Genomic DNA, 12,707 nt, shown 5'->3' with positions numbered 1-12,707 from the left:
GCACGCCCCAGGAAAAGGCCACTGGGCAAAGGCCATAGGTTCCGCCGCTGACTACATGAACGATCGCGTGTCCAACAGTTCCGCCATGACGGAGTCCTCCGCGGTCGAGATCGAGATCGCGACCCGCAGGCTGATGGCGGCGCTCGACGCGCTCGAAAGCGCGGTTGAGCGGCGGCGCGACGCTGATCGCGACGAGAACGAGCTTGCGGCACGAATCCAGGCGCTCGGCGCGGACCGCTCGCGGCTCGCCGACGAGCTCGACGGCGCGCTGGTGAAGGCGCGCAAGCTCGAGCGCACCAATCGCGAGATTTCCGATCGGTTGGATTCCGCGATCGTCACGATACGCTCGGTGCTCGATACCGGAGAGGACGGATGAGCCACATCAACGTCACCATCAACGGCCGGCAATACCGCATGGCCTGCGAGGAGGGCCAGGAGGTGCGGCTGCTCAAGCTCGCCGAAGGCCTGGAGACGCGCATCCAGTCGCTGCGCGGAAAATTCGGCGAGATCGGCGATGCGCGCCTCACCGTGATGGCGGCGCTGACCGTCTGCGACGAGCTGGTCGACGTCGGCAACCGCGTCCGCACCATGGAGCAGGAGCTGACCGAGCTCAGGGATTTCCGCAACGCCGCGGTCGAGCGCGCCAGGATGACGCAGACCGCCGTGGTGAACGCCCTGAACGCGGCAGCCGAACGCATCGAGAAGTCGACCCAGGTCCTGAACCGGACCGTCGGCAACGGCATTGCGATCGGCTAGAGGGGCTACTGAAGACGCGCTGAGTTATTGTCCTCGGTGCTGCGGCAGGCTCAACCTCTCCCGCTTGCGGGAGAGGTCGCGCCGAAGGCGCGGGTGAGGGCTCTGTCCTCTGGGGGATTGTCCCGTTGCGGAGACACCCTCTCCCCAACCCTCCCCCGCAAGCGGGGGAGGGAGCGGACCTCCGCCCTGGCTCGCAGCCCGTTCATTACGCCGAAGCTCGGCGCTCTCGCCGGGCTGGCGATTCGTCAGTATCGTTGTTACATTGGCTGTGCGAGGCTGCGACGCGCGTCAGGAGCCATATATCCCCGGGGCCTTATCGATCCTTTAGGGAACTGTCCCTGGCCGGGCCCGTGGGCCCGGACATATGGTGCCCACCTACTTTCGTAGGGAACTCCGGGATCGAGTGCTTCAACGGCGTACGCGGCTTCGCACTTTTGTTTGCTTGGTTTGTGCTTCTCGAAACGACTGCGGCCAGTTCAGTAGGTGTCATGCCCCCCTAGTGGGCAACTGCGCACGGGCCGGGGCATCCAGTACGCCGTGGCACGTGTGTGAATCACCACCGCCTCTGGAATACTGGATCACCCGCATTCGCGGGTGATGACGTGGGGGACCAACGCGCATGCCCAACTCCAAAGCCGAGCTCCGCGCCAAGGCCCTCGCGGCACGCGACGCGCTCAGCGAAAAGAAGCGCGCGACCGCCGCCGTAAAACTCGCCAAGCGCGGACTGCCGTTCCAGCTTCTGCCCGGCAGCATCGTCTCCGGCTATTCGCCGATCCGCAGCGAGATCGATCCGATGCCGCTGCTGCAGAAGCTCGCCGAGCAGGGCGCAAAGCTGGCGCTGCCTTGCGTCACCGCGCGCGGCCAGTCGCTGATCTTCCGCATCTTCCACCCGAACGATCGCCTGATGCTCGGTCCGCTCGGCATTCCCGAGCCGTCGCCGGCAGCCGCCGAAGTCATCCCCGACATCATGCTGACGCCGCTCGCGGCGTTCGACCGCCTCGGCCATCGCATCGGCTATGGTGCCGGGCATTACGATTTCACCTTCGCGCATTTGCGCAAGGCCAAGACTATCGTCGGCATCGGGCTCGCTTTTGCAGCGCAGGAGATCAAGGCGGTTCCGGCACTATCCCACGACGTCGCGCTGGATTATGTGCTAACGGAATCGGACGTGTTCGATTTCCGGAGTTCTGAAGTTGCGCATTCTCTTCGTGGGTGATGTCGTCGGCCGTAGCGGCCGCAACGCCATCGCCGAATATCTGCCCGGCATGGTCAAGGACTGGTCGCTCGATTTCGTCGTCGTCAACGGCGAGAATTCCGCGGGCGGCTTCGGCATCACGGAAGCGATCTATCAGGAGTTTCTCGACGCCGGTGCCGACGCGGTCACGCTCGGCAACCATTCCTGGGACCAGCGCGAAGCCCTGGTGTTCATCGAGCGTGCCGAGCGCCTGATTCGGCCCGCGAACTATCCGCGCGGCACGCCCGGCCGCGGCGCAGCCTTGGTCGAGACCAAGAACGGCAAGCACGCGCTCGTCGTCAACGCGCTCGGCCGCGTCTTCATGACCCCGTTCGACGATCCCTTTGCTGCGCTGGAGCGCGAGTTAGGGGCCTGTCCGCTCGGCGTTGCCGCCGACGCCATCGTCGTCGATTTCCATTGCGAGGCGAGCAGCGAGAAGCAGGGCATCGGCTTCTTTTGCGACGGCCGCGCCAGCCTCGTCGTCGGCACGCACACCCACGTGCCGACCGCCGACCACCAGATCCTGTCAGGCGGCACCGCCTACATGACCGACGCCGGCATGACCGGCGATTACGATTCCATCATCGGCATGCAGAAGGAAGAGCCGCTGCGCCGGTTCACGTCGGGAATTCCGTCGGGCCGGTTCGAGCCGGCCGCGGGTGCGGCGACGCTCAGCGGCGTCGCGGTGGAGACGGATGATGCGACGGGGCTCGCGCTGAAGATTGCGCCGGTGCGCGTCGGCGGAAGGCTTGAGCCGGCGACGCCGAGGTTCTGGTTGAGCTGAGCGCGCGGCGCGTCAAACTCAGTGTCGTCCCCGCGCATGCGGGGACCCATACCCACAGGGAGAAGTGTGAGGCGATGCTCCCACTCCGAATTCTCGCCAAACCACTCCCTGTGGGTATGGATCCCGGATCTGCGCTTCGCTTGTCCGGGACGACAGCGGAGATTGACACGCGCGATTGCGCATCAATCTCGCTGCAAGTACCGGTACTACTCCGCCGTCTGTCCCCGCATCTCCGCGACATCCTTCGCCGTCAGCTTCGAGCCCTTGGTCCCGAATCGCGCCGTGACGTAGTTCGCCACCGCCGCGATCTCGTCGTCTGTGTAGGCGTTGCCGAACGCCGGCATCGACAGCGCGCCATCCGGCGTGTGGCGCTTGGTGCCTGACAGCACGATCTGCGCGACGTTGGTGGCGGCGGGGTCGTTGACGGCCCAGGTGCCGGTCAGCGTTGCCATCGGCGAGACCGGACTCTCGCCGCTCCAGCCGTGGCAGCTGGCGCAGGCGCTGGCGAACACCGTCTTGCCGCGCGCATTCGCCGTGACGCCGTCCTTGTGCGAGGCGGGCGCGACGGGCGCGGTGGTGGCGGGCAGGTCAGGCGAGGGCTGCGGCGGCACGCTGCGCAAATAAGCAACGATGCTGCTGATGTCCGCGGGTGCGAACTGGCTGAAGCTGTGGTCGACGGCTTCACCCATCGGGCCCGAGGCCGAGCCGTGGCCGGGTGCGTGGCCGAGCGAGAGATAGGAGATCAGATCCTGGTCGCTCCAGTTGCCGAGACCCGTCGCCTTGTCGGAGGAGATGTTGAAGGCGCGCCAGCCGGCCGTGATCGCGCCGGCGAACTTCTTGCGGTTGTCCAGCGCAAAACCGAGATTGCGCGGGGTGTGGCACTCGCCGCAATGCGCCAGCGCTTCGGCAAGATACGCCCCGCGATTCCATTCCGGGCTCTTCGACGTGTCAGGCGCAAAGCGCGTGTCCGGATTGAACACGGCCGACCAGACGATCATCGCCCAGCGCTGATTGAACGGGAACGACAGCGTATTCTCCGGCGCCTTCGCGCGCACCGGCGGCAGGCTGAACAGATAGGCCTTCACCGCCAGCACGTCCTCGTCCGTCATGAACGTGTAGGACGTGTACGGCATTGCCGGATAGAGCCGCGCGCCGTCACGACGCTGGCCGTGCTGGACCGCGTTCAGGAAATCCTGGTCGCTGTAATTGCCGATGCCGGTGTCCTTGTCCGGGGTGATGTTGGTCGAATAGAGCGTGCCGAACGGCAGCTTGAAGGCGAGCCCGCCGGAATAGTCCTTCTCGCCGGGCTTGGTGTGGCAGACCATGCAGTCGGCCGCCTTCGCAAGGTATTCGCCGCGTTCGACCACGCTCGCTTTTTCCAGCTTGGCGGGCACGCCGGTGGGTTTGCCGGCGCGGTAATCCGCCAGCGCCACTTTGGTGCCGCCGGCGAAGTCGAGCGGGCCGGGCCCGCGGATGACTAAGGCGCCGAGCGCCACCGCGACGATGGCGATCACAACGATACTTGTGAGGATACGCATCTTGCCACTCATGCCTTCTTCCCCACAGCCAGCAGTTTCCGATCGACGGGTAAGCGCCGCAGCGTCACGCCGGTTGCGGCGAGAATCGCGTTGCGCAGCGCCGGCGGCCCGGCATTGACGCCGGCTTCACCGATGCCGCCGGGCGCCTCGCCGCTCTTGACGACGATCACTTCGATCTTCGGCGTCTCGTTGATGCGCAACATGCGGTAGTCGTGGAAGTTGGATTGCTGCACGCGGCCCTTCTCGATGGTGATCTCGCCATAGAGCGCGGCGGTGAGGCCGAAGATCAGCCCGCCCTCGATCTGCGCCTTCACCGTGTCGGGGTTGACCGCGATGCCGGTGTCGACCACGGAGGTGATGCGGCGAAGCGTGATCTCTCCGAGTTCATCGATCTCGGCCTCGACCACGGTTGCGAGGAAGCTCGCAAATGACGGCTGCACGCAGACGCCGCGGCCGACGCGCGGCGGCAATGGCTGGCCCCAGCCGGACTTTTCGGCGACCAGGTCCAGCACCGCGAGCGCGCGCGGATTTTTCGTCAACATGGACTTTCGGAATTCGACCGGGTCCTTGCCGGCCTTGCGGGCGAGTTCGTCCATCGCGCATTCGACCGCGAACACGTTGTTGTTCGGGCCGACGCCGCGCCAGAAGCCGGTCGGCACCGCCGGCGGTTCGGCACGGACATATTCGACGTGGAAGTTGGCGAAGTCGTAGGGCGCATCGACGGCGGCGTCGATCGCGTCGATGTCGATGCCCTTCTGGAAGGCCGGCGGCAGCCAGCGCGCCAGCACCGCGGAGCCGGCGACCTTGTACTTCCACCCCGAGACCTTGCCGTCGACAAGCGACGCCGAGATCTGATCGCGATAGACCGGTCGGTAGACGTCGTGCTGGATGTCTTCCTCACGGGTCCATATCACCTTCACGGGATAGTCGACCTGCCTGGCGATCTTCACCGCCGCGACCACCATGTCCGGCTCGAGCTTGCGGCCGAAGCCGCCGCCGAGCAGATGCTGGTTGACGATGACCTTGTCGAGCGGAACACCTGCGGCCTTCGCCGCCTCCGATTGCACGCGTGTCATGATCTGCGTGCCGGTCCAGATCTCGCAGGAGTCCTTCGTGACCCTCACGGTGGCGTTGATCGGCTCCATCGACGCATGCGCCAGGAACGGCAACTCGTAAGCCGCCTCGAACTTGTCGCCGCTCGCAAGCGCCTTGGCGATGTCGCCGGTGGATTTCGCGACCACGCCGTCCTTCGCGCTGGCATCGCGCAGGTTCTGCCAGATGTCCCTGGTGCTGATCCCGGCGTTCGCTCCCTCGTTCCACTCGATCTTGAGGGCCTCGAGACCTTTCTTTGCCGCCCACATGTGGTCGCCGATCACAGCGGCGGCGTCGTCGAGCACGACGACCTTGCGCACGCCGGCGATTTTCACCGCGGCGCTGTCGTCGACCTTGCCAACCTTGCCGCCGAACACCGGGCAGTTGGCTATCGCGGCGATCTTCATGCCGGGCAGGATCGCGTCGATGCCGTAGACGGCCTTGCCGTTGACCTTGTCCGGCGTATCGAGGCGCTTCAGCGGCTGGCCGATGAGGACGAAGTCCTTGGGATCCTTGACCGGAACGTCCTTCGGTGGGGTCTGGCCCTGCGCGGCGAGTGCCAGGGCGCCGTAGCCGAGCTTGCGGCCGCTCGCGGCGTGAATGACTTCGCCCTTCGAGGCCGTGCAGCTGGCGGGATCGACCCCCCATTGCGCCGCAGCTGCCTGCACCAGCATCGCCCGCGCGGTGGCGCCGGCCGCGCGCAGCGGCTTCCACCACGCGCGGATCGACGTCGAACCGCCCGTTGCCTGCAGGCCGAAGGCCGGATTGGCGTAGAGCTTGTCATCGGGCGGCGCGTGCAGCACTTCAACCTTGGCCCAGTCGGCATCGAGCTCTTCGGCAATGATCATCGAGATCGAGGTGTAGACACCCTGGCCCATCTCGACCTGCGGCATCATCAGCACGGTGCGGCCGGTCTCGTCGATGCGGATGAAGGCATTGGGCGCGAACTTGCCGTCGGTCACGTCCTTCGGCTGCACCGGCTCGTTGACGGCGGCGCGCAGCGGCAGATGGAAGGCGAGCAGGAAACCGGTGGCGAGACCGCCGGTCAGCAACGCGCGGCGGGAGACGCTGTGATGTGCATTCATGGTGGACCTCAGGACTGACGGCCGTTGGCGGCCTGCTTGACGGCCTCGCGGATGCGGACATAGGTGCCGCAGCGGCAGATGTTGCCGGCCATGGCGGCGTCGATGTCGGAATCATCTGGATTGGGCGTAGCGGCCAGCAGTGCGGCGGCCGACATGATCTGGCCGGACTGGCAATAGCCGCACTGGATCACCTCGAGATCGAGCCAGGCCTTCTGCACCTTCGCACCCGCAGGCGTGCTGCCGACATGTTCGATCGTGGTGATGGCGCGGTTCTCGACCGCGCTGACCGGTAGGACGCAGGAGCGCACCGCCTTGCCGTCGACATGCACCGTGCAGGCTCCGCATTGCGCAATGCCGCAGCCGAACTTGGTGCCGGTCATTCCGAGGATGTCGCGCAGCACCCACAGCAGCGGCATTTCAGGTGGCGCATCGAACGATTTCGTTTCGCCGTTGATGGTGAGAACAGTTGCCATATGCATCCCCTTGCTCGCTCGATCGCTTGCGTCGATCTAGTCAGCCAATTCGCGCGCGACAATGATCATACCGATGCGAAACGGTGAAGCCTCGCAATCTCCTGCAATGCATATTTGCGCTGTTGACGCGTCAGCCCATGACGTTCACGAATTTGTGCGGCGCTCGCAGCAAGCGTTTTGGGCTAATTGATATGATAATCGTCATGTTTTGACGCATTTTCGGCGCGCGCGTTCTCGATCGCCGCAGATCGCCGTGCGAATGCGCAAAATCATGCGATGACGAAAGTCGTGCGATTGGGAAAGTCGGGCGGTGGCGGCAAGCACCGGCACGGGAGCAACGGCTAGCGGTGGGATAGCTGACCTGCGCGATGATGACATCATGCTCCTGTTTTGCCCGACGGAGCAACGAATTCATCAGACGCGTAAAGTGCGATGAGCTGAAGTCGGATCGAGTTAGGCCGACGGCACAACTCTCTCCGTTCCCTCCCCCCTTGCGGGGGAGGGGCAGGGAGGGGGGTGCCACACGGGGACTCTTTCCGTCGCGTATCCGCCCTCGGTGCGTCATCACAACGGGCACCTTTTGCTGGGCTACCCCTCTCCCTAGCCCTCCCCCGCAAGGGGGGAGGGAACGCACCTCCGTAGGGGCGCTAGATGAGTTTCTTCATCCCGCTCCAAGCCATTGATTCCGCGCGCCCCGGCTACTGTGCATGGGGTTGTTTTCGAGCTTTTTATTTCAGGGACGCCGCAACGCCGTAGCAGCGGCCGTCAGCTCTGCCGGAAACCCATCCGGAAGGCGCCCCAATGCTTGCCGCGGACCATGATCGGCGAGGACAGGTCCTTCATCAGCACGAACTGTCCGCCGCCCATGTCGCGGCGATAGGTCTGCAACAGGAACGGCTTCGTGCTGCCCGCGACCTTCTTCACCGTGCGGTCGTTGAACAGGCGGCGGTTGCGGCAATTGGCGTTGTTCCAGACCGGGTCCTTGCCCTGCGGCAGGCGGTAGTTCGGATTGTGGGTCGGCAAATAGCCGCTGCGCGCCCAGGCGACGCAATAGACGATGCGCGGATCCGATTTCTGGATCGGGTCCTGGATCGCGGGCAGCACGCGGTCGGTGAACTCGACGTAATTGGTGAGATGCTGCTTCGGATCCGTGCCGGGAATTTCTCGGTAGGTCTCGTCGAAGAGCTGGTCGAGCGTGATATCGCCGCGATCGAGCGCGGCTTCGAATTCGGTTGAAATCCGCTTGGCTGTATCGACCACGACGCGGATCAGCGGCGTGTCCGACGTCTCCACGCCGCTGTCGGCGATCAGCGCGATCAATCCTTCCGACGTGTCGAGCAGCTTCGCCACCCGCTCGTCGGCATTCTTGAGATCGCGCGAGGAGAGGTCGACGCCCTTGGCGAGCTCGTTGAGCTCGCTGATGACGGTGTCGCAATGCCCGAGATTGGAGGTCGCCGCGCGCGTGACGCTGCCGATCTCCGCCTCCACGGAGGCGAAGCCCTGCTGGACCCGCGAGATGATGCCGGAGATCTGCTGGGCGCCTTCGCCTGCGGTCTTGGCGCGCTGCGAGGCGTCGCTGCTCTCGCCGATCAGGCCTTCGATCTGGCCGTCGAGATCGCGCACGGTGTCGGAGATCTGATGCGTGGCCTGGCGGGTGGCTTCCGCGAGGTTCTTCACCTCGCTTGCGACCACCGCGAAGCCGCGACCGGCATTGCCAGCGCGGGCGGCTTCGATGGTTGCGTTCAGCGCGAGCAGATTGGTCTGCTTCGCGATCGCTTCGATCGAGCCCGAGACTTTCGCGACCTGCGCCAGCGCCGAGCCGACGGCGCTGAGGCGGGCCTCGATGCGCTCCACCGCCGCGACGAGCTCGGAGATGTGGTTGACCGCGGTGTCGACGGCGCTGCGCGATTGCGCGATCTCGCCAACCGCCGCGGACGTGGTGGTTTGCACGGCCTGCGAGGCGTTGGCGATGTCGTGGTTGGCCGAGACCATCGTCTCGGCGGTCTTCTGGAGATGGTGGAACCGTTCCGACTGGTTTGCGACGCGGTTTGCGACTTCCTGGACGTTGCCGGCAATATCGGCGAGTTCCACGCCGAGGCCGCCGATGCGGTCGGCAAGCTGGTCGATCAGCCGCTCAGCGAGCGTCCGGTTGGATCCGGTGTCCAATACTGCAAGTTGTGCGAAGGACATTTACGGGCTTTCTCCAGGCGGAGGCCGTTCATCGGCTCACCGCGGCATTCCCATTCCAATTTCGACTTTAGAGGATGATTCGCGCGCGGCGTCTTGCCTGAGCGTGCACTAGAGCTTGTAGGCCGTCCGGAATCCACCCCAGTGCCGGCCTTGCACGCGGATCGGAACGTCGATCTCGCGCATCATCACCGTATTTCCATTGCCCATGTCGCGCGCATAGCTCTGCACCAGGTACGAGCGCAGGTTGCGTGCGGCCGCCAACCCTGCCGGATCGTTGAATATCCTGCGGTTGCGACTATTGGCTGTGTTCCAGGCGACGTCGCCCGGCCGCTGCGGGTGCGAATAGATCTTGTTGTGCACCGGCAGGAAGCCGTTGCGGTCGACCATGGCGCAGAACGCCATGCGCTGGTCCTTGGCCAGAAAGACCTCCTGGAACGGCGGCAGCGCGCGGTCGGCCCAGTCGAGATATTTCGTGCGGTATTGCTGCGGATTGGTTCCGGCGATTTCGGCGTAGTCGGTGTCGAACAGGTCGTCGATCCCAACTTCGCCGCGGGTAACGGCCTGCTCGAAGATCTGGGTCAGCGCGTTGCCCGCTTCCATGGCGCGGGTGACGAACTCCGTGTTCTCTTCGTGGATCGACCAGAGCCTGTCCTCGATCCTCTCGCGGAGCTCGGCATTGGGGCTGGCGAATTGCGCACGGGCTCCGGCCTTGGATTGCTCGACCACGCGCAGGCGGCAGGCGCCGACGGCTTCGAGGGTGCCTTCGATGATCGCTTGCGGTGCAAGCCGGCCTGCATCCGCACCGCCGATCAGCACGCCGTCCATCGAGATTTCATAGACCGGCATCACGCCGCGCGCGCTCTCGAATTTGAGGTGGCAGGGCAGCCGTTCGGTCTTGCGGCGGTCGTCGTGCTCGCTCTGGCGGAGCAGCACGGCGCAGCGCGATTTCAGCTTCTGTGCGAAGGTGGTGACGGCCTTGCCGGCACTGGCGACGCTCTCGCCATGGCTCTCGGCGGCTTTGGTCGCGGCATCGATCTCGGCTGCGCTCTCGCCGACCGAGACGATGAACTCCGAGGCGCTGGCGGCGTTGCCGGAGACTTCGCTGGTGGTGGCGTTCTGTTCGGCGACCGCGCCGTTGACCGTCTCGAAGACCGGGCGGATCGCCTCGATCGCCTGCGAGATGCGGTGCACGGCATCGGCGGAGCCGGCGGCATCGCGCTGCAGCGCGTCGATCTTCTTGGTGATCTCTTCCGTCGCGCCTTGGGTCTGCACCGCGAGGGCCTTGACCTCGGTGGCGACGACCGCAAAGCCTTTTCCCGCAGCGCCCGCGCGCGCGGCCTCGATCGTCGAGTTGAGCGCGAGCAGCGTCGTCTGCCGCGCAATCTGCGCGATCAGATTGACGACATTGCCGATCGCGGCGGAGGATTCGCGCAAGCGATCGACATTGGCGCGGGCTTCCTGCGCCGCGGCGCTGGCCTCGTCGGCGAGCTTGCCGGCCTCGCGGACCTGCGCGCCGATTCCGTGGGCGGACTGGGTGAACTTGTCGGCGGCATGGGCGAAGGTCGAGGCGGTCGATTGCGCGGCATTGGTCCGGCCGGTCAGGGCGTCGGTGCGGTCGCGGATGGCGGCAAGCGTCGATGCGGTCGCTTCGGCGCCGCCCGCCACCGAATTGGCGGCGCGCTCGAGCTGGCGGATCATCGCGCCGAGCTCGAGTTCCAGCAATTCCAGGATCTCCCGCGCCGAATCAGCTTCGGCCGGGGCGGGCTCGGACTGGGTCACCGGCGGCGCGGCCTCTGCGGCTGCCACCGGCGCGGCCACATCCGGCAGACGCTTCCGAAATAGTCCGAATGCCATCAGGTCTCTCTTGTCGGGGGACGGTCGGAGGTTATTTTCGCAGGCTGGAATGAAGTCAGGGTTAACGATGCATCACCTCTAGGCAGGGACCCGTACGGTGTTACCTTAAAGTATCCGAGACCCTTTCATTCCGGTGGGTTGGCGGCCTATAAGGCCGCGTTTCCCACCCTCATTGGCGTACGATTCCAAGAGATCCCGAGAGACCACGCATGGCCGGACATTCCCAATTCAAGAACATCATGCACCGCAAGGGGCGGCAGGATGCGCAGAAGTCGAAGCTGTTCGGCAAGCTGGCGCGGGAAATCACCGTCGCGGCCAAGTTGGGCACGCCCGACCCCAACATGAACCCCCGCCTGCGCGCCGCCATCATCGCGGCGCGTCAGGAGAACATGCCGAAGGACAATATCGAGCGCGCCGTCAAGAAGGCGCTCGGCAATGAGGGCGAGAACTATGACGAGATCCGCTACGAGGGCTATGGCCCCGGCGGCGTCGCCGTCATCGTCGAGGCGCTGACCGACAACCGCAACCGCGCCGCCTCCGACATCCGCTCCTTCTTCACCAAATCGGGCGGCAATCTCGGCGAAACCGGCTCGGTGTCCTTCATGTTCGACCGCACCGGCATCATCGAATACGACCGCAGCGTCGCCGATGACGATGCTGTGCTCGATGCCGCGATCGAGGCCGGCGCCGACGATGTCGTCTCCGGCGAAGCCGGCCACGAGATCTACGCCTCGACCGAGGGCTATCGCGACGTCGCCAAGGCGCTGGAAGCCAAGTTCGGCGAGCCGCGCAAGGCCGCGCTGATCTGGAAGCCGCAGAATACGGTCGCGGTCGACGACGAGACCGGCGAGAAGCTGCTCAAGCTGATGGATTTGCTGAACGAGCACGACGACGTCCAGCACGTCTACGCCAATTTCGAGGTGTCGGACGCGCTGGTCGCGAAGATGGGCGGGTGAAGTCCACCGTGTCCCGGACGCGCTGCAGCGTGAAACGCTGCTGCGCAGAGCCGGGACCCATCGTTCTCTGGGGATCGGCGACAACTAGGCCCCGGTTCAGCGCCGCACCGCTTTGCGCTGCGTCGCGCCCGGGGCGCGAGACCGCCACTTCCCCTGTTACTTCCGTTCTGTTTCTGTTTCGCTCCTGGCGGCCAGCCGCTATCACTGGCCCATGACTGCGCTCCCGATTCGTGGCCCCGTTCGCATCATCGGCATCGACCCCGGCTTGCGCCGTACCGGCTGGGGCGTGATCGAGGCTGAGGGCAATCGTCTCATCTATGTGGCCTGCGGCTCGGTGGAACCGCCGAACGACCTGCCGCTGTCGAGCCGGCTGCTGGCGATCCATGAAGGGCTCGCGGCCGTGCTCTCGAACCATCAGCCGATGGAAGCCGCGGTCGAGCAGACCTTCGTCAACAAGGACGGCGTCGCGACGCTGAAGCTCGGTCAGGCCCGCGGCGTCGCCATGCTGGCGCCCGCGATGTTCGGTATCTCGGTCGCCGAATACGCGCCGAACCAGGTGAAGAAGACGGTGGTCGGCGCCGGTCACGCCGAGAAGGCCCAGATCGCGATGATGCTGAAGATTCTTCTGCCCAAGGCCGATCCGCCATCAGCCGACGCCGCCGACGCGCTCGCCATCGCTATCACCCACGCCCATCACCGCCAAAGCACCGCGCTCAGGCTGAAGGTGGCGGGGTTATGAGCTGCA

At 65.4% G+C, this 12,707-nt stretch carries 11 protein-coding genes and 1 other RNA gene; 7 read left to right on the top strand and 5 right to left on the bottom strand.

The genetic code is table 11. The features are described from left to right. Nucleotides 1–55: 55 nt before the first annotated feature. The 5 genes from AABA84_RS33580 (at nt 56) to AABA84_RS33560 (ending at nt 2,774) form a co-directional block, all read left to right on the top strand. The gene (locus AABA84_RS33580) at nt 56–376 is read left to right on the top strand and encodes a DUF4164 domain-containing protein (RefSeq protein WP_020608063.1); all 321 of its coding nucleotides are present in this window, start codon (nt 56–58) and stop codon (nt 374–376) included. Next, nucleotides 373–756: a cell division protein ZapA gene (locus tag AABA84_RS33575; RefSeq protein ID WP_212245381.1), complete on the top strand. Its 384-nt coding sequence runs from the start codon at nt 373–375 to the stop codon at nt 754–756. Before AABA84_RS33580 ends, AABA84_RS33575 begins: the two co-directional genes overlap by 4 nt. A gap of 270 nt (nt 757–1,026) precedes the next feature. After that, nucleotides 1,027–1,187, top strand: a non-coding RNA gene (ssrS, locus tag AABA84_RS33570) — 6S RNA. Between the two features lie 188 nt (nt 1,188–1,375). After that, entirely contained in the window at nt 1,376–1,972 is a 597-nt protein-coding gene (locus tag AABA84_RS33565) for a 5-formyltetrahydrofolate cyclo-ligase (protein WP_338314269.1), read from the top strand. Further along, on the top strand, nt 1,950–2,774 hold the full coding sequence (locus AABA84_RS33560; protein ID WP_338305613.1) for a TIGR00282 family metallophosphoesterase: 825 nt from the start codon (nt 1,950–1,952) through the stop codon (nt 2,772–2,774). Before AABA84_RS33565 ends, AABA84_RS33560 begins: the two co-directional genes overlap by 23 nt. Before the next feature lie 206 nt (nt 2,775–2,980). Here AABA84_RS33560 and AABA84_RS33555 read toward each other — a convergent pair whose 3' ends face one another. The 5 genes from AABA84_RS33555 to AABA84_RS33535 all read right to left on the bottom strand — a co-directional run bounded on the left by AABA84_RS33555 (nt 2,981) and on the right by AABA84_RS33535 (nt 11,006). Next, entirely contained in the window at nt 2,981–4,324 is a 1,344-nt protein-coding gene (locus AABA84_RS33555) for a c-type cytochrome (RefSeq protein ID WP_338314268.1), read from the bottom strand. Further along, a complete protein-coding gene (locus AABA84_RS33550) occupies nt 4,321–6,489 on the bottom strand; it encodes a xanthine dehydrogenase family protein molybdopterin-binding subunit (protein ID WP_338314267.1) in 2,169 nt (722 codons plus the stop codon). Before AABA84_RS33550 ends, AABA84_RS33555 begins: the two co-directional genes overlap by 4 nt. A gap of 8 nt (nt 6,490–6,497) precedes the next feature. Further along, on the bottom strand, nt 6,498–6,962 hold the full coding sequence (locus AABA84_RS33545; RefSeq protein ID WP_028142020.1) for a (2Fe-2S)-binding protein: 465 nt from the start codon (nt 6,960–6,962) through the stop codon (nt 6,498–6,500). A gap of 765 nt (nt 6,963–7,727) precedes the next feature. Continuing rightward, nucleotides 7,728–9,152, bottom strand: coding sequence for a methyl-accepting chemotaxis protein (locus AABA84_RS33540; protein ID WP_338314266.1), 1,425 nt, complete (start codon nt 9,150–9,152; stop codon nt 7,728–7,730). Between the two features lie 108 nt (nt 9,153–9,260). Then, entirely contained in the window at nt 9,261–11,006 is a 1,746-nt protein-coding gene (locus tag AABA84_RS33535) for a methyl-accepting chemotaxis protein (RefSeq protein ID WP_338314265.1), read from the bottom strand. Between the two features lie 209 nt (nt 11,007–11,215). Between AABA84_RS33535 and AABA84_RS33530 the strand changes: the two genes are divergently transcribed. After that, nucleotides 11,216–11,962: a YebC/PmpR family DNA-binding transcriptional regulator gene (locus AABA84_RS33530; RefSeq protein WP_212245368.1), complete on the top strand. Its 747-nt coding sequence runs from the start codon at nt 11,216–11,218 to the stop codon at nt 11,960–11,962. A gap of 211 nt (nt 11,963–12,173) precedes the next feature. Beyond that, nucleotides 12,174–12,701: a crossover junction endodeoxyribonuclease RuvC gene (gene ruvC / locus AABA84_RS33525; protein WP_212245366.1), complete on the top strand. Its 528-nt coding sequence runs from the start codon at nt 12,174–12,176 to the stop codon at nt 12,699–12,701. The last annotated feature ends 6 nt before the right edge of the window (nt 12,702–12,707 follow it).

The sequence above is a fragment of the Bradyrhizobium sp. TM239 genome (genome assembly GCF_036247985.1).
Taxonomy (GTDB): domain Bacteria; phylum Pseudomonadota; class Alphaproteobacteria; order Rhizobiales; family Xanthobacteraceae; genus Bradyrhizobium; species Bradyrhizobium ottawaense.
The sequence above is the reverse complement of the archived record's forward strand: the minus strand, read 5'-3'. Positions and strand labels throughout refer to the sequence as shown.